Here is a 20,884-nt window from a genome sequence, read left to right as displayed (position 1 = left end):
GACCGTTCACGGGGGATCGCCCGGCAGCGCCTCGTCGTCGACCAGCTTCGCTTCGCGGAGGTAGTCGACGAGGTCGAGCGTCGCGGCGCCCCCCGCGTCCATGCGCGGAACCTTGTTCTGGCCGCCGAGCTTGCCTCGACGCCTCATCCAGCCTTCAAAGGCTCCCGGACGGGCCGCGATCAGGGCCGGCGCGGGGATGCCGGAGCCCGGCCGTCGATGCGCGTCGTAGTCGGCGTTGCGTCGGCGCAGGTCTTCATCGAGTCGCGACCGGAACGTCGCCAGGTCGCCCGGCCGAGCCTGGAATTCGATCACATATTGATGGAATCCCAGCGGTTCCGCGAACCGAGGGCCGACGTGCCATTCGCGGATCGTCGCCCCGGTCGCGGCGGCCGTCTCGGCGAGTGCGGCCTCGACCTCCTCGTGGATCAGGTGCTCCCCGAACGCCGAGAGCGTGTACTTGGTCCGGCCGGTGAAGCGGAGCAGGGGAGGGTCGAGCGATTCGAAGCGGATCGTGTCGCCGATCACGTGCGCCCACATCCCCGCGCAGGTCGAGACGACCAGGACGTAGTCCACGCCCGTTTCCACGTTTTCCAGCCAGTATCGGCCCGCGTGGGGCGACTCCGGCTCGTACTCGGCGACCGGGATGAACTCATAAAAAATACCGTGATCGACCAGGAGCCGCAGCAGCCCGGTCTCCGGGTCGCCGAAGGCGACGAAGCCCTCGGAGCAGGGGTAGGTCTCCTGGAGCCGGACCTCGTCCGAGCCGATCGTCTCGCGGAACGTCGCCTCGTACGGGTCGAATTTGACGCCGCCGTGGACAACCAACTCCAGGTGGGGCCAGACCTCGGCGATCGTCGACCGGCCGCTCAGGGCGAGCACGCGCTGAAAGAGCATGAGGAGCCAGCTCGGCACCCCGCTCACCAGCGTGATTTTGTGCGCCAGGCTCCGCTCGGCCAGTCGATCGAGCTTGCGGTCCCAGTCGGATTCCAGGGCGAGGTCGAGCGGCGGGAACGTGTAGGGCCGCAGGGCCGGCGCGAGCTCGATCGCCGCGACGCCGCTCAGGTCGCCTTGCCGGACCCCCGGCGCGGGCTCCTCCAGCTTCGTGGTTCCGCCCAGGAAGAAGACGCGGCCGTCGAAGAGCTTCGAGCCGGGCCGGGCCGCCATGTGGGCGGCCGTCACGGTCTGCGCCGCCTTGCGATTCGATCGCACCATCTGGCGCGACACCGGGATGTACTTCGTGGCCCCCTGGGTCGTGCCGCTGGTGAGCGCGAGGTAGGGGATGCGCCCCGGCCACGTCAGGTCTTCGAAGACGGGGTAACGGTCGCGGAGATACTCGCTCCAGAGGGCCTCGTACGTGCGCGCCGGGACGCGCCGTTGGTACTCCTCGACGGTACGAATCGCGTCGAAGCCGTGGTCGCGGCCGAAGCGGGTGCGCCGGGCCTGAGAAACCAGCCGTCGCAAGGTCCGCCGCTGCTCACGGACGGGATCGAGGGCGGCGAGCGTTCGCATCCGCATCTTCGCATGGACATGGAAACCCGCGTTGACCAGCCGGCGGGCCGGGGCGGACCCGGAGAGGATCGCCAGAAGCGAGGATTCGTTCACGACGTGACGGCCTCGGGCTTGATCCTTCGGCAGAGGTAGACCCCGGCCGGTGGGATGTTGCGGGGCTCGAAGACGAACCGGACGTCCTCGAAGAACCGGCGATAGAGGCCCCGATAGACGAGCGGCATCTCGGTGATCTGGTTGAACGAACCCTCGGGCTTGAGGGCCCGCCGGACGACGCGGAACAGGCTGGTTTGCAGGTCTTTCGGGAGCGAGGGGGTCGGGAGCCCGGAGAGGATGTGGTCGACCTGCTCGATTCCCCGATCGCGGAGCATGTCGGCGAGGTCGCGGACGTCCCCCCGGACGACTTCGAGGTCGAGATGGTCGCCGTAGCGGTCGCGGAGGATCGCTGCGAAGTCGGGGTCGCGCTCGACGATCAGGGCACGGCTGCGGCCGGCTGTGCGTTCGGCCAGGGCGCGGGTGATCGGCCCGGTCCCGGCCCCGAGCTCGACGACGAGGTTCGGACGGTCCCAGTCGATGCCGCGGAGGGTGGCCCGCGCCAGCCATCGGCTGCTGGGCGCGAGGCTGGCGATGGCGGTCCCCTGCCTCAAGAACTTGCCGAGGAACAGCGTGAAGTCGCTCATGGGCACCGCGTCAGGAAGGGAGCAGGGGGGGCGGAGAGGGGGAGGCGAGGCGCGGGGCCGCCTCGGACGGGGCGTCGGCGACGAGGAATCCGGACGGGTCGAGCTCGCTGGGGAGCGGGCCGAGCCGGTCGTTCAGGAAGCGATCGATCAACTTATTGACGAGTCGCGATTTTTCGATCTGTGGCGCGTGTCCGCATTGAGGGATCACGACCTGGCGGACGTCCGGGATGCGATCGCCGGCGCGGATGGAGCCGGGGACGTCGGAGAGCACCTGATCCTCCGCGCCCCAGACCACGAGGGTCGGGCTGGCGACCTGGTGCAGCAGGTGCTCCACGGAATGTCCGACGGTCCCCCGCAGCGTCCGCAAAACCCCCTTCTTCCAGCGACGGTCCTGGAATTTCCGCTCGAAGGCGCCGACCAGCCTGTCGTCCGCGAATCGGGGCTCGTGGAACGCCGATGCGACCAGGCTATCGTAGCGGCTCCGTCTGACCCCCTCGATCATCGGCAGGTTCTCGTCGCCGTGGAAGCCCGACGGGCAGATCAAGACGAGCCGGCCCACCTTCTCCGGGTTGGCGACCGCGTAGGTCAGCACCACCTGACAGCCCAGGCTCGAAGCCGTGAAATGGTAAGGCGGGCGCTGCACGAACTCGTCGAGGTACGTCTCCAGCCGTCGCGTCAGGTAGTCCACCGTGACGTCGTTGCCCGCGTCGATCCAGCGGTGCAGGGCGTCCCCGCCGTAGAGAAGGATTTCCGGCACCTTGAGGTCGAAGCGGCTCGCCAGATGGCGCTCGTTGGCGAACCAGCTCTCCGATTGCTCGGCCAGCCCATTGACCAGCACCAGAGGCGTGTGGGACGTCCGTTCGGGTCGAAGGCGGGGGAACCCGATCCACTTGAGCACGCGGCGGGGCATGGCGGGGGAAGACTCCTGGAGGTCGATCGACGTCGTCTCCGTCGACCCTATCATGAACCCGCGCCGGGGCCAACACGGACCGGCCGGGGTTCACCCCGAATTCGCGCAACCCTCTCGGTCGGGAAATCGAACGGAAAGGACCACTCTGCTTGACGAGGCGTGCGGACGCCGGAACGATGAGTGCACCGGGCTGGGCTCGATCGACCAGGCGTCCTTTCAGGGGTGAACCATGCGCATCTTCATCACGGGGGGCTCCGGGCTCATCGGCACCCACCTGGTTCGTCGACTCCTGGAGGCGGGCGATCGGCCGGTCGTCGTGTCTCGTCGGGCGGATGAACTGCGTCGAGACCCCGCGACGCGCGACTATGAGGTGCTCCAGGGCGATCCGACCGCTCCGGGACCCTGGCAGCAGGCGGTCGACGGCTGCGACGCGGTGGTGAACCTCGTCGGGCACAACGTGTTCGCCCAGCGCTGGAACTCCGAGGTGAAGCGGAAGATCCGCGACAGCCGCGTGGACGGGACGGAGCACGTCGTCGCCGCGATCTCGGTCGCCAGGGCCCGTCCGCAGGTGCTCGTCCAGGGCTCGGCGACCGGCTACTACGGCCCCCGCGGCGATGAGGAACTGGACGAGTCCGCTCCGTCCGGGACCGACTTCCTCGCGGTCGTCTGCCGCGAGTGGGAGCAGGCCTCAGCGCCCGTCGAGGCGTTGGGGGTTCGCCGGGCGGTCGTCAGGACCGGGATCGTGCTCGCCGCCGGCGATGGAGCCTTGAAGGTCATGACGCCCCTGTTCAAGCTCGGCCCCGGCGTGCCGGTGGGGGGAACGGCGGTCTCGCCCCGGCGCGAGGGCAGCAGTGGATGAGCTGGATCCACATCGAGGACATCGTCGGGATCCTGGACCTCGCGCTCCGCAATCCGGGGGCGACCGGCCCCATCAATGGCGTGGCACCCCATCCGGTCCGCAACGCCGACTTCTCGCGGGAGCTCTCGCGGACCCTCTGGAAGCCCTACGCCCCGTGGCGCGTCTTCCTCCCCTTCGGCCCGCCCGATCTCCTCCTCCGGGTGGTGCTGGGCGAGGTCGCCGAGGTCATCGCCAAGGGCCAGCGCGTCATCCCTCGCCGGGCGTCCGATCTCGGCTACAAATTCCGCTTCCCCGACCTGGCCGGAGCCCTCGCCGACCTGTTCGCCCCGGCGCATTCGACCGCCGATCGATCCGCCGCGGCCGGGTCCGGTTCCGCTCGCTGACGCCTGAAAATTGGGTTGGTTCGGCGCGGTTGAAGCCAAGCGTATGACGTAAAGCTTTTTAAATTAATAAGTTAAAAATTTGGCGATTGGGTTCGTTCGGCGGAAACGACTTCACTTCGCAATGCTTGTCCGCGCGGGCCGCTAGAGCCTACGATCCAGTCCGGATGCCAGGGAGCCTCCGGGTGAAGGGACTTCGCCAACTGGATTGTGGCATCAGAACGGCAAACGCGAAGGGGTTGGCGCGATATCCAGACAGATGGGGCGACGGCTACTTGAGGAGGTAGCCGACCACGGCACCGGCCGCGAAGGTGAGGGCGAAGGCCGCAAGGCCGATCGTCAGGAGGATGTTGGGACGAGAGACGGCGGCGGCGGCCAGGGGGGCGAACCAGCGGGGATAGGCGGGGGGACGGGTCGCGGGAGAGGGGGCCGGGGGCCTCGCCACCGCGGCTTCCTCGGCCGGTTCCGGCGGTCGGGGCGCGACCGGCGGGGGCGAAGGTGCAGGGGCCAGAGCCGGCGCGGGCTTCCTGGACCTGGGGCGGATCAGGGACTGGAGCGCTTCGGCCGCTTCGCTGGCGTCCTGGAATCGGTCCTGGGGCTTGAACGCCATCAGCTTGTCGAGGACGCGCTGGGCGGCGGCGGGGAAATCGGGCAGGTGATCCGTGATCGGGACGTGTCGGTTGTTGATCCGGCGTCCCAGCCGGTCGATGGGGGACTCTCCGGGGAAGGCCAGCTTGCCGGTCATGAGGTGGTACATGGCGCAGCCGAGGCTGAAGACGTCGCTGCGGCCGTCGACGTCGCGCCCCAGGGCCTGCTCGGGCGACATGTAGTCCACCGTGCCGACCGCGATCCCGTCGGCCGTGGCGAAGGTCGCCCCCTCGTCGGCTTCCATCAGGACGCCCAGGCCGAGGTCCAGGATCTTGACCTTCTTGTCCTCGCTCAGCAGGATGTTGGACGGCTTGACGTCCCGGTGGACCATGCCTTGCTCGTGGGCATGGGCCAGGCCCAGGGCGGCCTGCGCCGCGTAGTCGATCATCTCGGCGGCGGGGATCGGGCCGCTGCGCTTGAGGCGGTCGCCGAGGCTCTCGCCGTTGACGTACTCCATCACGATATAGAGGACGCGGTTGGCGCGGTCGGCGTCGTACGCGCGGACGACGTTGGGGTGGTCCAGCCGGCCGACGAGCTTCATCTCGCGCTGGAAGCGCGCCACCACGCGGTCGTTGCAGGAGAGTTCGGGGGCGATGATTTTCAGCGCGACCACGCGGTCCATCATCTGATGATGGGCCTTGTAGACGCGACCCATCGACCCCGCGCCGATCCGGTCGAGGATCACATATCGGCCGACGAGCATGCCGTACGCCTTGTTCGCGAGCAGCCGCCGGGCCTGATAGGCCGTGAGGAGGCGGTCGCGTACCAGTCGCTCGGCGAGGCCGTTCGGGTCGGCCGGGTACTCTCCGGAGTCGACGCGACTGGAGATCTCCTCGAACATTCGTTCGCTGAGGACGCCCGAGCTTTGCAGCACCGGGAGCAGGTCCACAGGCGTCCGACCTTCCGACCTGGTCCTGTCAGGGCTCGCCATCGCCGATGTCCATCCCCGAGACGCAACCAACCCTGGCGGCCCCCGCTGAGGCTCGCCGCCCGCCGCCGTCGGCGTCCGCTCGATGAAACGGACGCCTCACGGTATCAAAAGTGCACCAGTCGCTCAATCGTCCGATCTTCCGTTCGTCCGGTCCGCGACGGCGGAAGCTACCGGAAACCGGCGGGAGGGCGTGGCGCCCCACTGGACGGTCGTTCCCGCAGGGGCTACGATCCGTGGATCACTGTTCGTCGCCCCGCCTCGATCTCGACGCCCCGCCGCGGTCCTTGCTCTTTCCGCGATCGCCCGGGCGCGAGTAACGGAGGGGGGCGTTACCCGCGACCTGGTCTGGCTAGTCGTCCCTCGGGGCGGAAGGAAATTCGGATATGGCGGCGCCGAGCGACCCCCAGCTTGCCTTGCGCCAGTTCTCGAAGCGGCACGAGTTCTTCGTCGGCGTGGACAGCGACGGGTGCGCCTTCGACACGATGGAAGTGAAGCACAAGGAGTGCTTCATCCCGAACATCATCAATTCGTACGACCTGGCGGCGATCTCCAAGTACGTCCGCGAGGCGGCCGAGTTCGTGAACCTGTACTCGCAATGGCGGGGCATCAACCGGTTCCCGGCCCTCGTCATGGCTTTCGATCTGGTGATGAACCGGCCGGAGGTCGTCGCGCGTCGCTTCCGCGTCCCCGCCCTCAAGGGCGTCCGCGAGTGGATCAAGCACGAGACCAAGCTCTCGAATCCGACGCTCGCGCGGGAGGTCGAGGCGAAGAACGACCCGGACCTGGCCCTGGCGCTGGCCTGGAGCGAGGCCGTCAACCGGACGATCGGCGAGATGGTCCACGACGTCCCCCCGTTTCCGTTCGTGCGGGAGTCACTGGAATGCCTGCAAGGCAAGGCCGACGTCATGGTCGTTTCGGCGACCCCCGGCGAGGCTTTGGAGCGGGAATGGGAGGAGAACGACCTGAAGTCGTTCGTCAGCCTGATCGCCGGCCAGGAGTTGGGGAGCAAGAAAGAGCACCTCGCCCTCGCCGCCGTCGGTCGCTACGACCTGGATAAGATCCTGATGATCGGCGACGCTCCCGGCGACATGAAGGCCGCCTTCGACAACGGGGTCCTGTTCTACCCGATCGACCCTGGGTTCGAGGACGAGTCCTGGCAGCGGTTCTTCGAGGAAGCCCTGCCCAAGTTCCTCAACGGCGAATTCGCCGGCGGCTACATGGATGCCCAGGTCGCGCGGTTCCAGTCGCTCCTCCCGAGCGAGCCGCCCTGGAAGACCGCCTGAGAGACGACCGACCGGCGTCGGCCGGAGACCCGTCCGGACCCCGCGTGGCGAGCCTCGCCCCCGCGCGGGGACTGGCGGCGGCGCGGGCGAGGCCGTTGCGACGCCTTGTCGACGGTCCGCCGGCGTGTTGAAATCGTGGGGAAAATCGGGACGCCGTCGGCTCGGGACGGCCGTCGGGCGGTTCGTCGCATCGGAAAGGATCGAACGCATCATGCCTCCGCGGAACGTCGTCGTGGCCCAGTCCGGCGGGCCCACCTGCGTCATCAACAATTCGCTCCGGGGGATCATCGAGAGCTGTCGGCGTCATCCCCAGACGTTCGGCAAGGTCTACGGCGGTCGGTTCGGCATCGAAGGGGTGCTGAAGGAGGAGTTGATCGACCTGACGGCGACCTCGGCCGAGGAGATCTCCCTGCTGCGGACGTCGCCGGCCGCCGGGAGCATCGGCACCTGCCGCTACAAGCTGAAGAAGGGGCTGGACGAGGACTTCACCCGCGTCGTCGAGGTCTTCAAGGCCCATGACGTCGGCTACTTCTTCTACATCGGCGGCAACGACTCCCAGGACACGGCGCACAAGATCAGCGTCCTGGCCCGCGACGGCGGGCTCGACCTGGTGGCGGTCGGCGTCCCCAAGACGATCGACAACGACCTGGGAGACGCCCAGTTCCGGCTGCTCGACCACTCGCCCGGCTACGGCTCGATCGCCCGCTACTACGCCCACTACGTCAGCCAGGCCAATGAAGAGAACGCCGGCTCGTCGCCCGCCGACCCGGTGCTGGTGGTCCAGGCGATGGGCCGGAAGATCGGCTACATCCCCGCCGCCGCCCGCCTGGCCGACCCCGAGCGGAAGATGCCGCTCCAGATCTACCTGACCGAATCGGGCCTGACCCTGGAACAGCTCGGCGAGAACGTGATCCGCCAGCTGGAATCCGACGGTCGCTGCCTCGTCGTCGTCAGCGAAGGATTCGACGTCGGCGAGCTCGGGACGATCCGAGACAACTTCGGCCACGTCCAGTTCAGCTCCAGCCAGCAGACGGTCGCCCAGATCGTGGTCAACTATTTGAACACGCTGAAATTCCCCGTGCCGGGCAAGGCGCGCGGCCAGGTCCCGGGGACCGACCAGCGGAACGCGATCGCCTACGCCAGCGTGGTCGATCTCGACGAGGCCTACGGCGTCGGCGCGCATGCGGTCGACATCGCCAGGAACGAGGGGAACGGCTGGATGTCCACCATCCTCCGCGACCGCTCGGGATCGTCGTACAGCGTCCACTTCGACAAGGCCCCGCTGGAGCAGGTCGCCAACTCGGAGCGGTTCTTCCCGGAGGAATGGCTCGCCCCCAGCCGGATCGACGTGACCGACGACTTCCTGGAGTACGCGCGCCCGCTGATCGGCGAGGACTGGGTCAGCGTCCCGACCGTCGGCGGCCTGCCTCGGTTCGCCCGGATCGCGCCGGTTTACGCGCCCCGGAAGCTGGCCGCATACGTCCCGCAGACGTATCGGAAGTGAGACTCCGGCACCGAGGGCGGCTTATGACCCCCTCGCGGCCTGTGGTAGAATCACGACCCGAAACCCCTTCATCGCCCGCCCGGCCGGAAGGCCGTCCGCTTTTGACCTTTTGGGAATCGACGCACATGGCCGCCAACCAACCGACCGCCGATATTGGACTCGTGGGCCTCGCCGTGATGGGCGAGAACCTCGTGCTGAACATGGCCAGCCACGGGTACACGGTGGCCGTCTTCAACCGGACCACCTCGAAGGTCGACGCCTTTCTCGCCGATCGAGCCAAGGGGAAGTCGATCGTCGGCGCGCACACCGTCCAGGAACTCGTCGCGAGCCTGAAGCGGCCTCGTAAGATCATGATCATGGTCAAGGCGGGCTCGCCGGTCGACCAGGTGATCGACGAACTGGTCCCGCTCTTGCAGCCGGGCGACGTCCTGATCGACGGCGGCAACTCCCACTATCCCGACTCGACCCGGCGGACCCGGGCGCTGAAGGAGAAGGGGATCCTGTTCGTCGGAACGGGAGTTTCCGGCGGCGAGGAAGGGGCGCTGAAGGGCCCCTCCATCATGCCCGGCGGCAATCCCGACGCCTGGCCGCTGGTCAAGCCGATCTTCCAGGCGATCGCCGCCAAGGCCCCCGACGGCACCCCTTGCTGTGATTGGGTCGGCCCCGAGGGCGCCGGCCACTACGTCAAGATGGTGCACAACGGCATCGAATACGGCGATATGCAGCTCATCTGCGAAGCCTACTTCGTCATGCGGAAGCTGCTGGGTATGGAACCCCCCGCGCTCCACACCGTCTTCGACCGCTGGAACAAGGGCCCGCTCGACAGCTACCTGATCGAGATCACCCGCGACATCCTCGCCCACAAGGACGAGGAGACCGGCAAGGCGACCGTCGACCTCATCCAGGACACCGCCGGCCAGAAGGGGACCGGCAAGTGGACCGTGATCTCCGCCTGCGACCTCGGCGTCCCGCTGACCCTGATCTCCGAGGCCGTGTTCGCGCGGACGCTCTCCTCCCAGAAGGATGAGCGGGTGGCCGCGTCCAAGATCCTCAAGGTCCACCCCACCTCGTACAACGGCAACCATCAGACGATGGTGGACGACATCGAGCAGGCGCTCTACGCCAGCAAGATCATCTCGTACGCCCAGGGCTTCGCCCTGATGCGGGCGATGGCCAAGGATTCCGGCTGGGAGATCAACAACGGGGCCGTCGCCATGATGTGGCGAGGGGGCTGTATCATCCGCAGCGCGTTCCTGGGCCGGATCAAGGAAGCCTTCGACCGAGATCCGAACCTGACCAACCTCCTCATCGATCCGTTCTTCGCCCAGGAAGTCGGCCGTGCCGAGGAAGGTTGGCGGCGCGTCGGCGCCGCCGCGATCACGCACGGGATCCCGATCCCGGCCATGGTCTCGGCGCTGTCGTACTTCGACGGCTACCGGACCGCCCAGCTTCCGGCCAATCTGCTCCAGGCCCAGCGCGACTTCTTCGGCGCCCACACCTACGAGCGGATCGACAAGGCCCGCGGCGAGTTCTTCCACACCAACTGGACGGGCCACGGCGGGACCACCGCCTCCACGACGTACAACGTCTGAAGCCCAGGCGGGAATCCCGCTTACGCCACCAAAACGGGGCGGACTCGACGCGCGAGATGCGCGGCGGGCCCGCCCCGTTCGCATCTCCGGGGATGAACCGCGAGACCCCTCGAGGGACCCCGTTTTGGATCGGTCGACGGGCCTGGAACGGGGGGGAATTCGGGAAGATTTGTGAAGGGACCTAGAAAGAACGTCGATCTAGGGATACAATCACGTAAGAGCCTCACTCTACTGCCATTTGACGCAAGTCCTTACGGCACAATAAGAACGCGCTGTTTGAACTCGACTGGTTCGGGTTCGAGAGTCGGCGTCGACGGGAAGTTCCGTCGGCAATTCGCGGAAGTTCTCGACTTCCTCCTGGCCGTCGCGTTAAGTCCGCCTGCCCTTGCAGGCCATTCGGATCGTAATAGGTTGATAGGAATCATGAACCAAGGCCCTTGTGCGGACCTCCCCGCGCCGGTCCTGGACCCCCGTCTCATCGCCGCGTCGGCCGTCGCCGATGCCGCGATCGACGGCGCCTCGTCATCGCTCCAGGAGGACTCATCCATCGCCCACGACGGCGAACCCCTCGTCGATCTGGAAGCCACCCGGCTCCACGTGCCGCACAAGGGCACCCGCAACTCCCGGTCGAAGCCGGTGGAACCCGCCGCCGAACCCGAGTGGCACGACGACCTGATCGGTCGGAAGCTGGCCCAGTACCGCATCCTGGAAGACCTGGGACGCGGGTCCATGGCGCGGGTTTACAAGGCCTGGCACCTGGGACTGGAACGGACCTGCGCGCTGAAGATCATCGATCCCACGCTGGTGGCCCGTCGGCCTAACCTCCGCGACCAGTTCTGGGCCGAGGCGCGGGCCGCGGCGAACCTCGTCCACCCGCAGGTCGTTACGATCCATAACCTGGGTTCGGACGCCGGTTTCCACTTCATCGAGATGGAGTACGTCCAGGGCAGCGTGAGCCTCCGCGACTCGATCGTCAAGGACGGCCCGTTTGAGGCCGGCCGCGCCGCGAGGCTGGTGGGGCAGATCCTGCTCGCGCTCGGCGCGGCGCATCGGTCGGGGATCATCCACCGTGACGTCAAGCCGGCGAACGTCCTCCTGACGGCCGAGGGGCACGCCAAGCTCGCCGATTTCGGCCTGGCCCAGACCCGGGCCAAGCTCAGCGGGGCGAATCAGCCCCTGGCGGGCACGCCGACTTTCATGGCTCCGGAGCTGTTCAACGGCACTCCGGCGAGCCCCCAGTCTGACATCTACGCCCTCGGCGTGATGTTCTACTACGTGCTCACCGGCCGCTTGCCCTACACCTCCGATCGGATCGGCAGCCTGATCAACCTGCATCAGAGCGAGCCGATCCCCGACATCCGGGCGATCCTCCCCGGCACCCACCCTCGCCTCGCGGAGTTGATCGAGCGTTGCCTGGCGAAGAGCCCGGCCGCGCGGTTTGCCTCGTCCGAGGAGTTGGGGAACCAGTTGCAGATGCTGCTCCATCATCTTCGGGATACCGAGAGCCTCGTCCGCGAGTGCTTGCAGGGCGTGGACGCCTTCATCCAGGGAAATCGCGACACCTTCCGCGTCCTCCTCCCCCAGCCAGGCGACCGGCTTCAAGAGGTCATGGTCGAGGTCAACGACGGGGAGGAGGGGAAGGGCGAGCGCTACCTGTCCGTCTTCTCCGTGTGCGGCCCCGCCGAACCTTCCTACTACGGCTACGCCCTGGCCCTGAACAGCCGCCTGACCTATGGCAGCCTCTCGATCCGGTATGTCCTCGGCGCACCGATGCTCGTGATGTCGCGAACCTTCGTGCGGGATCGAATGCGGGTCGGCGACCTTCGCGACGCCATCCTGGAGATCGCCCACAACGCCGACCGCATCGAGGCCCAGATGACTCGACTCGACCTCTATTGATCGAGGTCGAGCCCTCCCTCGGCAGGAGTTCCCGTCATGGCGGTCGCGACCGAGTTGCAGTCGGCGAGTCAAGGCCTGGCCATCGGGGTCTCCCTGATCGCGCTCTTCCTCGGATTGAGGCAGTGGTACGAGCAGCGGGCGAGGGGGGGCCTCGCGGACGAGGACGCCGCGTTCCATCGTCGTCAGGACGTGCGCCGCTGGCTGGGCGTCGTCGTGATGGCGACGCTGGCCGCCGTGGTCTTCGCAGGGTCTGGGGTCCCGCCCAACTTTCAAGGCAAGGGGAACCCGGCGTTCGTCCTCGTCTGGCTCGCCGTCCTCGGCCTGATCGTGGTGTCGCTCGGCGTGGCCCTCTGGGATTGGAGCGCGACCTGGCGGTTCGCACGCGAGAAGCGGCGGGCGCTGGTCCGCCACCACGTCGAGGAACTCAAGCACCATCTCCGAATCGTCGCCGCGTCGGCGCGGCGGGAACGTGAGCGGGAGTCCACTCCTGACGATTCCCCCGCCACCGAACCGGAGAGCTGAGCCGGATCGTCTCAGGCCCTTGCCCCCCAGCTTCCCATCTCGGGGATGATCAGGCCCGTCGAGCCGACCGTGATCGGTCGGCCGGTTCGGTCCTGGAACGAGGTGTCGGGATCGATCCCGAGCCGATCGTAGAGGGAGACGATGATGTCCTGCGGACGAATGGGACGTTCCGCCGGGGCACCCCCGCGTGCGTCGGAGGAGCCGATGGTCTGGCCTCCCGGGATGCCGCCGCCGGCCGCCAGGACGCTCATCACGCGGCCGTTGTGGTCGCGGCCCGGGATCGGGTCTTGCGGCAGACCCTGATTGAGCCTGGGCGTGCGGCCGAACTCGCCCATCACCAGCACGATCGTCGATTCCAGCAGCCCGCGCTGGTTGAGGTCTTCGATGAGGGTCGCCACGGCGGCGTCGAGGATCGGCAGGACGTTGTGCATCCCCTTCTCAATGCTCGAGTGCCAGTCCCAGCCGCCGAACGTCAGGGTGACGAATCGGACGCCGGCCTCGACCAACCGCCTCGCCAGCAGGGCGCTCTGGCCCCAGGTATGGCGGCCGTAGCGATCGCGGAGATGGGCCGGCTCCCGGGCGAGGTCGAACGCCGCGCGGGCCTCGGGGCCGCTGATCATCGTGAGGGCCGCGTCCTGGAAGCGGTCCAGGTCCGAGCCGGCGGCGGTGCGCTCGATCCGGGCGCGAGCGGCGTCGAAACGCGAAAGAAGGTCGCGTCGCGAGCCCAGCCGGCCGGCGTCGACCCCAGAGGGAAGGTCCAGGCTCGTGGCGTGGTAAGCGTCGTTGTTGGGGTCGCCGTCGGCGTTGAACGGGTCGAAGGTTCGGCCCAGATACGCCGCGCCGTGGTAGCCGATTGGCAGCCCCACGGTATGGGTGTTGGGCAAACCGACGTACGACGGCATCCCCGGCTGCTTACCACCCTTCACGCGCGAGATGATCGAGCCGAACGAGGGATTGATGGGCGACTGGTTGACCCCGTTGGGGCCGCCGTAGCCCGTCAGCATCCAGTGGGCGGCCGTGAAGTGGTCGTCGTTGTCGTGGTGGACGGAGCGGAGAAGGGCGAACTTGTCCTGGATCGCCGCGTGCCGCGGCAGCAACTCGGAGATCTGAATGCCGGGGACGGCGGTCGGGATGCAACCGATCGGCCCCCTGACCTCGGCGGCGGCCTCGGGCTTCGGATCGTAGGTCTCGTGCTGGGGAGGACCACCGTCGAGCCAGACGAGGATGATCGAGGGATCGTCGCCGCCGCGCTTCGTGATCCCGCCGCTCGCCTTGACCCGGAGCATGTCCGCCAGGGTCAAGCCCGAGAGACCCAGCGTCCCCGCCTTGAGGATCGCCCGGCGCGTCACGCCCGCCCCTTCGCCGCCTGCCGATCCCATGAGGTTCAACATCTGAGGAGGCTCCTTCGATCAGGCGAACGTCGCGGGGAAATCCGTTTTGATGCCTGGGAGTTTAACCTTGTTTCAACAATTTGCAAGATGCTGCGGCGATTCATGCACCTACTCGAGGCGCGCGATTTTTTCGACCAGGCCGGGCGAAGCGGCAGCGGTCCGCCGTCGGGCGATGGCGGCGGCGATCGGAAAATCCGATGTAGGGAAATCAGGGGCATTCGTTGACGCGATGATGCGACAGCCGTAGATTTCCATGAGGACGGATCCAGGATCGATCGGCGTCCCGATCCCGATTTCGCGGAGCGGCGAGCCTCGGGTTTCGGAGCGCGTCCGGTTACCAGTCCCATCAGAATCGGTTGATTCGGGCCCGATGACGTCCTCCACGACGACGGCGACCTCCCGACGCCCCCGACTCGGGTCTCCCCTCGCCTTGCTCAATTCCGTGTCGAGGTGACCTTTCGGCCGCCCCTGTCTCAGGGAGAATCCGTGCCATGCGAACCAGGACGTTCCGGCGAGGTTTATTCGCGTTGGGGCTAGGTTGGGCCGCGTTGGTTCTGGCGTCGTCGACGGCGGTGATCGCCGACGAGCCCGACGCCGCGACGTACTGGGACGTGAAGGATCTGCGGCCTGGGATGAAAGGCGTGGGCCGGACCGTGATGGTCGGCTCGAAGCTCGAGGAGTTCGGGGCCGAGGTCCTGGGGGTGATGCGAGACGTCAGCCCCGGCCGGGACATGGTCCTGTGCCGGCTCAGCGGCTGCAACCTGGAGCACGCCGGGATCATCCAGGGGATGAGCGGCAGCCCGATCTACATCGACGGCAAGCTCGTCGGCGCCGTCGCCTTCGCCTGGGAGTTCGCCAAGGACCCGATCGCCGGCGTCACGCCGTTCCAGCAGATGGTGAAGTACGTCCGAGCCAGCGACCGCCGGCTCGCGGCCGAGGCGTTGGAGGAGGACGGGACGGCTCCGATCCAGGCGTCGCTCTCGTACGCGACCAAGATCGAGATCGAGGGGCTCACGGGCGACGAGCCCGCGGCGAACCGCTTGGAGATGCCGTTGCGGGTCTCCGGCGGGGGGGCCGGCATGATCCCGATCGCGACGCCGCTGGCAGCCTCAGGGTTCAGCCCTCGGGCCCTGGCGATGCTCGACGAGAGGCTCCGTCCCCTGGGGATGGCCCCCATGTCGGGGGGCCGCGCCTCCGACGAGATCATCCAGGCCGAAGGGGAGAAGCCGTTCGAGCCGGGGTCGCCGCTGAGCATCGCCATGGTGATGGGCGACTTCGACCTCTCGGGCATCGGCACGGTCACGCACGTCGAGGGGAACCGGGTGTACGGGTTCGGCCATCCCATGTTCAGCCTGGGAAACTGCGAGTTCCCGATGATGACCGGCTACATCCACACCGTTTATCCCCGAGCCAGCGTCAGCATGAAGATGGGCTCGCCGCTGAAGGTGGTGGGCGTGGTGGACGCCGACGTCAGCACCGGGGTCGCCGGTCGCATCGGGGCCAAGCCCGACATGCTGCCGATGTCCGTGCGGGTCAAGACCGGGAAGTACGCCGACGCCCGCACGTACAAGGTGGGCATGGTCCGCGAGCCGTCGTTGACCTCGGCGCTGATCATGTCGATCCTCACCAGCGCGATCGACACGGAGGGGAACCTGCCGGAGGAACTCACCGCCCGCCTCCGAGCCGACGTCCACGTCGAGGGCCACGGGACCATCACGCTGCAAGACACATTCAGCGGGCCGAGATACACCGGGCCGATGGGGGCCTCGGCGCTCTTCGGGCCGCTCGCCTCGATCGTGAACATCCTGGTCAAGAACCCGATGGGGCCCGTCCGGATCGCGGCGATCGACTGCGACGTCGAGATCGAGGACGGACGACGGGTCGCGGCCATCGAGTCGGTGCGGCTCCAGTCCGTGACCGTGGAGCCCGGCGGGACCCTGAAGGCGTTCGTCACGCTCAAGCCCTACAAGGGCGAGCGTCGGGTCGTGGAGGCGTCGGTCCAGATCCCCGCCGACTTTCCCGAAGGGTCCCACGAGGCCGTCGTCTGCGACCTGACCAACAGCGCCCGGAGACGGTTCCGCAACGACCCGATCTTCAGCGAGCCGCGCGACCTGGAGGGGATTCTCTCGTCGCTCCGGCTGCAAACCGAGCCCAAGCGGACCGAGGTCTACCTCCACGTCCAGACCCCCGAGCGCGGGCTGGCCGTGAACGGGGTGGCCTTGCCGAACCTCCCCGCGAGCGCCCGAGCGGCGTTCGGCTCGAAGCGGCAGGCGCCGGCCTCGGCCATCCGATCCGACCTGATCCAGGCGGCGGCCACCCCCTGGGTCGTCGAAGGGAACCAGACCCTCAAGTTCACCGTGGCCAAGGACGCCGGGCTCTCGTTATCGTTGGAGTGACCGGGCCGGACGCCCGACTTCACGACTGACGAGGATCGACATGACCGATCTCAGGCTCCCCCGGCGTCGGCGACTTCTCGAAAAGCCCCTCACGATCGCGACGCTCGCGGCGTTCCTCGTCGCGACCGGCGCGATCGAGGTTTTCGCGAAGCTCGAAACCTGGCGGCAAGAGTCGGCCTCGGCTTTCGCCAGGCACAGGCGCGAAGGCGTGGTGATCTCCGACCAGGGCCGCGTCCGCCTGGGTCGAGCCCTCCTGCCGACCGCTCCTCTCGACGCCGAACGCGTCTGGGACCTGGCGCGGGGAGCCGATGGTTCGGTCTACGCCGCGACCGGCGATTCCGGGAAGGTCTTCCGGCTCGCCCCCAAGGAGCCGACCGCCTGGGAGCCGATCCTCGACGACGCCGACGGCCAGGCGCTCAGCCTCGTCGCCACGGCGGACGGCAAGGTCTTCGTGGGCACCGGCCCGTCGGGAAAGGTCGTGGAGCTGACCGACCCGATGCATCCCTCGTCTCGGCCCGACCCGAGCGTGCTCTATGTCTGGGACCTCGCCGCCGATCCCCAGGGGAACGTCTACGCCGCGACCGGCCCTAACGGACAACTCTGGAAGCGGAGCGTCCAGGGGGCCTGGTCCCTCGTCCACGACGCCAAGTCCGCGCATTTGCTCTGCGCGGCGGTCGGGCCCGACGGCTCGGTCTATGCGGGCAGCGACGGCGAGGGGCTGATCTACCGCATCGCCCCGGACGGGAAGGCGTCCGTCTTGTACGACGCCCCCCAGTCCGAGATCCGCGCCCTCTTGCCCGGCCCCGACGGATCGCTCGACGCGGCCACGGCCGCCGAGGCGGGCGGCGGCGGCTCCTCGCGAGGGTCTGGGCTCTTCTCGATGCGGGGGTCCGACCCGGACGGCGACTGGCCCGGCGCGAGGCCCGGCGCGACGGTCGCCGCCGTGATGCAGGCGCCCGCCGACGACGAAGCCGAGAAGCCGGCTGAAGACGCCTCGGGCCGGAATTCGGCGGCGCCGAAACCCGCCGCGCCCGGCGAGAACGCCGTCTACCGGATCGACCAGGCCGGCGCGGCCCGCGAGGTCTTCCGGGTCAAGGCGCTCCTCTTCGCCCTGGCCCGGATCGAAGACCGCCTTCTGGTCGGGACCGGACCCGAAGGCGTGCTCTATGAGGTGCACGAGGGGGAATCGGAGAGCACGCCGATCGCCAGGCTCGACAACGGCCAGATCCTCGCGCTGCTCGCGGAGCCTGACGGCGGCCTGCTCCTGGGCGCGGGGGACCCCGGCGCGGTGGTGCGGCTGGCCTCGAACGTCGTGGAACGCGGCGAACTCGTTTCCGACGTCTTCGACGCCAAGCTCCCCAGCCGGTTCGGCTCGCTGACCTGGCAGGGTGAGACGCAGGAGGGGACTTCCATCGCGTTGCAGGTGCGCACCGGCCACGTCGGCGAGCCTGACTCGACCTGGTCCGACTGGTCGCCCGAGCAGACCGATCCGAAGACGGCCCAGGCCCAGGTCCCCATCGGCCGCTTCGTCCAGTATCGCGCGAAGCTCGCGACCCGCGACCCGAAGCGTTCGCCCGAACTGCGCTCGGTCGCCGTCTCGTACCGTTCGACGAACCTCCGCCCGGAGATCGCCAAGCTGGAGACGCCCGACGTCTCCGTCGCGGACGGCGCGGCGAAGCAGGCGAAGTTGAATCTCCGATGGGATGTGGCCGATCCCAACGGGGACGACCTGAACTTTCGGGTCCAGGTCCGCAAGGAGGGTTGGCCCGACTGGATCGGCCTCACTGACGCGCCGATTACGGAGAAGTCGTATTCGTGGGACGCCTCGGCCTTCCCGTCGGGGCGCTATCGGGTGCGGCTGGTCGCCAGCGACCGACCCTCCAACAGCCCCGAGGACGCCCTGAGCCGCGAGCGAGAGAGCGAGAGCTTCCTCGTCGATCATGAGGCGCCGAAAATCATGATCGCCCCCGAAGCTCGCAAGGCCGTGGTCTCGTTGACCGACGATCTGACGCGGGTTGTGAAAGCCGAGTACGCGGTCGACGGCGGCGCCTGGTCGTCGCTCTTCCCGGACGACGGCCTGTTCGATGGGACCAGCGAGACGATCACGTTGGCCTTGCCCGACCTGAAACCGGGCGTCCACCTTCTGATGATCCGAGCCACCGACGCCGCCGGGAACGTGGGTTCCGGCGACGCCCTCCTGACTGTGAAGGACTGATCCGTGAGGCGGTCGCCAGTATTCCGAGACGGTCGGCCCGCGCCGACCGCCCCCGCCGGGCTTGCGCCGGCCGACGTCGTCGTCATTCTCTTCGTCGTGATCGTGGTCCTGCTGTTCGTGGTCATGGGACTGACCCGAGCTCGGGAGTCGGCCCGGTTGACGATCTGCCAGAACAACCTGGCGCAGATCGGCAAGGCGCTGGCGTATTACGACGACGCCTACAGGGGCCTCCTGTGGGTCGGGTCGCCGATCGGCGTGGACGGATCGCTGGCGGACTCCCCGCCCGGACCGCTGCGGGCGATGCTGGAGACCCTCGGCGTCGCCAGCTTCCTCGGGCTCGACCCCGATGGATCCAACCTCCCCGGCCTCCGAGCGCCGACGCCCGAAGCGATCCCCGTCGCGGGATTCCTCTGCCCGAGCGACGCGACCGCGATCGACGGCCGCTTCGCCTCGCCGGTCAGTTACCGTGCGGCGACCGGGGGCGACCGCGAAGGGACCGACGGCGCGTTCGCGATTGGACGGCCGACGAACCTGGCCGAGGTCGAGCGTCGCGACGGCGCGAGCTTCACCGCGGCCTTCGCCGAACGGCTGGTCGGGAACGGCCGGGAGGAAGACGCGCCGGAGAACTACTTCATCGCGGATCAGCTCGCGACGCGGCCGATCGGCCGACCGTCGCCACCCCAGGGCGGGCCCTGGCGGGGCGACGCCGGCTCGACCTGGGCGCCCGCCGACTACCGCTACACGCTTTACAACCACGCCGACCCGCCGGCTTCCCCCGTTTCGAGCGTCTCTCGCGACGGACGGTCCGCAGTCATGAGCGCGTCGAGCGCCCACATCCGGGGCGTGAACCTGCTGATGCTCGACGGCTCGGCGAAGGTCGTCGCGACGTCGATCTCGCCGGTCGTGTGGCAAGCCTACGGGACCGTCGGCGCGGAGGCACCCCCTTCGACGGCCGACCCGTCCGAACTCGCCGTGCCGGATTCGACACCCCCCCCGAGGAATTGAGACATGCGTTCGCCGGTGCTGATGTTCGATTTCGGAAACGTCCTGGCCTTTTTCGACTACACAATCATCTACGGCAAGCTCGGCGCCCGGCTCGGGCTCTCCGCCGAGGCGTTCCACGAACTCGCGAAGTCCAAAGGCCTGAAGGGGCGGCTTTCCGAATTCGAATCGGGCCGACTTTCCCCGGAGGAGTTTTCGGCGATCGTTCAGCGGGAGGTCGGGCTCGACATCACGTTCGAGGAGTTCGCCGAGGCCTGGCAGGACATCTTCGAGCTGAACGCCCCGGTCGCCGCGCTGGCGGCCGAGTTGAAGGCCGGCGGCTATACGCTGCTGCTGGGTTCCAACACGAACGCCCTCCATGCCACGTTCTACCGTCGCCAGTTCCGCGAGACGCTCGACCAGTTCGACCATTTCGTGCTCTCGCACGAAATCCTGGCGATGAAGCCCTCGCGCGCGTTCTTCGAGGCCTGCACCCGGGCGGTGGGGGCGCCCGCCGACTCCTGCATCTTCATCGACGACGTCGAGGAGAACGTGCAGGGGGCTCGCGAAGCGGGCCTCGTGGGCCTGGTCTATACCGACGCCGCGACGCTCCGTGACGATCTCCGGGCCCTGGGCGTCGACCCGACCGGGCCTTCGTTCGAAAGCCCCCGGACTTGAGACGATTTCCCCTCGAATCGGGGTCGATCGGCGCGGGATCGTCGCGATCGACCCCTCCCATTCCGTACGAAATCATCCTCCGACCTCTCCCCTCGCCACGACCGATGAAGGTCCCACCCCGCCCGGCCATTCGACCCTCCCCCTCCTTTGACAACCCCCATCCATGGGTCAGACTGTCGTATGAGCCGCCATCTCCAACGTGGCGCCAGCCCCGATTCGCCTGACGACACCCCCTTTGAGCTCACATCCCGCCGAATTGCCCGGACCCGGGGCCTGACGAACGGAATCTTCAAAAATAATCATTGACTGCGTGCATGGAGTCACCCAATTATAGGGCTAACGCCTTGATCCTCGTCGCGCCGTCAGGCCGACGGGAGGAAGGGCGGGCGAGGGATCGAGGGCCTGGACGCATCGAAGTCGGGGCGACGTTTCTGAGCGGGGACGTCGGACGGCCCGGTGGGTGTGGGTCGCAGTTGTGACAAACGGGAGGGCCGCCGCTTGCGGCCTTC

At 68.0% G+C, this 20,884-nt stretch carries 17 protein-coding genes; 11 read left to right on the top strand and 6 right to left on the bottom strand.

What is annotated here, in order from left to right:
- Positions 1–6: 6 nt before the first annotated feature.
- From VT85_RS18230 to VT85_RS18220, 3 genes are read right to left on the bottom strand one after another with little or no spacing between them, the layout of a single operon-like run.
- On the bottom strand, positions 7–1,602 hold the full coding sequence (locus VT85_RS18230; protein ID WP_068418529.1) for a GH3 auxin-responsive promoter family protein: 1,596 nt from the start codon (positions 1,600–1,602) through the stop codon (positions 7–9).
- A complete protein-coding gene (locus VT85_RS18225; protein ID WP_068418527.1) occupies positions 1,599–2,186 on the bottom strand; it encodes a methyltransferase domain-containing protein in 588 nt (195 codons plus the stop codon). Before VT85_RS18225 ends, VT85_RS18230 begins: the two co-directional genes overlap by 4 nt.
- A 10-nt stretch (positions 2,187–2,196) precedes the next feature.
- Positions 2,197–3,150 carry an alpha/beta fold hydrolase gene (locus tag VT85_RS18220; RefSeq protein ID WP_197490855.1) on the bottom strand — a complete coding sequence of 318 codons (954 nt, stop codon included), beginning with the start codon at positions 3,148–3,150 and terminating at the stop codon, positions 2,197–2,199.
- A gap of 175 nt (positions 3,151–3,325) precedes the next feature.
- Between VT85_RS18220 and VT85_RS28610 the strand changes: the two genes are divergently transcribed.
- Both VT85_RS28610 and VT85_RS28605 read left to right on the top strand, forming a co-directional pair.
- Entirely contained in the window at positions 3,326–3,955 is a 630-nt protein-coding gene (locus VT85_RS28610) for an NAD-dependent epimerase/dehydratase family protein (protein WP_197490854.1), read from the top strand.
- Positions 3,952–4,338 carry a DUF1731 domain-containing protein gene (locus VT85_RS28605; RefSeq protein ID WP_197490853.1) on the top strand — a complete coding sequence of 129 codons (387 nt, stop codon included), beginning with the start codon at positions 3,952–3,954 and terminating at the stop codon, positions 4,336–4,338. Before VT85_RS28610 ends, VT85_RS28605 begins: the two co-directional genes overlap by 4 nt.
- A 268-nt stretch (positions 4,339–4,606) precedes the next feature.
- On the opposite strand, the gene VT85_RS18210 is transcribed toward VT85_RS28605, so the two are convergent.
- A complete protein-coding gene (locus VT85_RS18210) occupies positions 4,607–5,914 on the bottom strand; it encodes a serine/threonine-protein kinase (RefSeq protein WP_068418526.1) in 1,308 nt (435 codons plus the stop codon).
- Positions 5,915–6,297: 383 nt separating this feature from the next.
- On the opposite strand from VT85_RS18210, the gene VT85_RS18205 reads away from it, so the two are divergent.
- The 5 genes from VT85_RS18205 to VT85_RS18185 all read left to right on the top strand — a co-directional run bounded on the left by VT85_RS18205 (position 6,298) and on the right by VT85_RS18185 (position 12,714).
- Positions 6,298–7,197, top strand: a complete 900-nt coding sequence (locus VT85_RS18205; RefSeq protein ID WP_068418523.1) for an HAD family hydrolase — start codon at positions 6,298–6,300, stop codon at positions 7,195–7,197.
- 211 nt (positions 7,198–7,408) lie between these two features.
- Positions 7,409–8,701: a diphosphate--fructose-6-phosphate 1-phosphotransferase gene (locus VT85_RS18200; RefSeq protein ID WP_068418521.1), complete on the top strand. Its 1,293-nt coding sequence runs from the start codon at positions 7,409–7,411 to the stop codon at positions 8,699–8,701.
- A gap of 125 nt (positions 8,702–8,826) precedes the next feature.
- Complete coding sequence (gnd, locus tag VT85_RS18195) at positions 8,827–10,293, top strand: decarboxylating NADP(+)-dependent phosphogluconate dehydrogenase (protein ID WP_068418518.1); 1,467 nt, start codon at positions 8,827–8,829, stop codon at positions 10,291–10,293.
- A 423-nt stretch (positions 10,294–10,716) separates the two neighbouring features.
- Entirely contained in the window at positions 10,717–12,192 is a 1,476-nt protein-coding gene (locus VT85_RS18190; RefSeq protein ID WP_068418515.1) for a serine/threonine-protein kinase, read from the top strand.
- A 36-nt stretch (positions 12,193–12,228) separates the two neighbouring features.
- Positions 12,229–12,714 (top strand): hypothetical protein, encoded by a 486-nt coding sequence (locus VT85_RS18185; RefSeq protein WP_068418512.1) that lies wholly within the window; start codon positions 12,229–12,231, stop codon positions 12,712–12,714.
- An 11-nt stretch (positions 12,715–12,725) separates the two neighbouring features.
- Here VT85_RS18185 and VT85_RS18180 read toward each other — a convergent pair whose 3' ends face one another.
- Both VT85_RS18180 and VT85_RS27770 read right to left on the bottom strand, forming a co-directional pair.
- A complete protein-coding gene (locus VT85_RS18180) occupies positions 12,726–14,105 on the bottom strand; it encodes a DUF1501 domain-containing protein (protein WP_068418508.1) in 1,380 nt (459 codons plus the stop codon).
- A gap of 108 nt (positions 14,106–14,213) precedes the next feature.
- Positions 14,214–14,360, bottom strand: coding sequence for a hypothetical protein (locus tag VT85_RS27770; RefSeq protein ID WP_156512942.1), 147 nt, complete (start codon positions 14,358–14,360; stop codon positions 14,214–14,216).
- A gap of 236 nt (positions 14,361–14,596) precedes the next feature.
- Here VT85_RS27770 and VT85_RS18175 point away from each other — a divergent pair, with 236 nt between their 5' ends.
- The 4 genes from VT85_RS18175 to VT85_RS18160 are packed head-to-tail and all read left to right on the top strand — an operon-like array spanning position 14,597 to position 20,375.
- Positions 14,597–16,501, top strand: a complete 1,905-nt coding sequence (locus VT85_RS18175; protein ID WP_068418505.1) for a SpoIVB peptidase S55 domain-containing protein — start codon at positions 14,597–14,599, stop codon at positions 16,499–16,501.
- Positions 16,502–16,541: 40 nt separating this feature from the next.
- Complete coding sequence (locus tag VT85_RS18170) at positions 16,542–18,716, top strand: hypothetical protein (protein WP_068418502.1); 2,175 nt, start codon at positions 16,542–16,544, stop codon at positions 18,714–18,716.
- Positions 18,717–18,719: 3 nt separating this feature from the next.
- Positions 18,720–19,721 (top strand): DUF1559 domain-containing protein, encoded by a 1,002-nt coding sequence (locus VT85_RS18165; protein WP_068418500.1) that lies wholly within the window; start codon positions 18,720–18,722, stop codon positions 19,719–19,721.
- A gap of 3 nt (positions 19,722–19,724) precedes the next feature.
- Positions 19,725–20,375, top strand: a complete 651-nt coding sequence (locus tag VT85_RS18160; protein WP_068418498.1) for an HAD family hydrolase — start codon at positions 19,725–19,727, stop codon at positions 20,373–20,375.
- Positions 20,376–20,884: the final 509 nt, after the last annotated feature.

Source organism: Planctomyces sp. SH-PL62, from assembly GCF_001610895.1.
GTDB lineage: Bacteria > Planctomycetota > Planctomycetia > Isosphaerales > Isosphaeraceae > Paludisphaera.
This window is presented reverse-complemented; position numbering and strand designations above follow the sequence as displayed.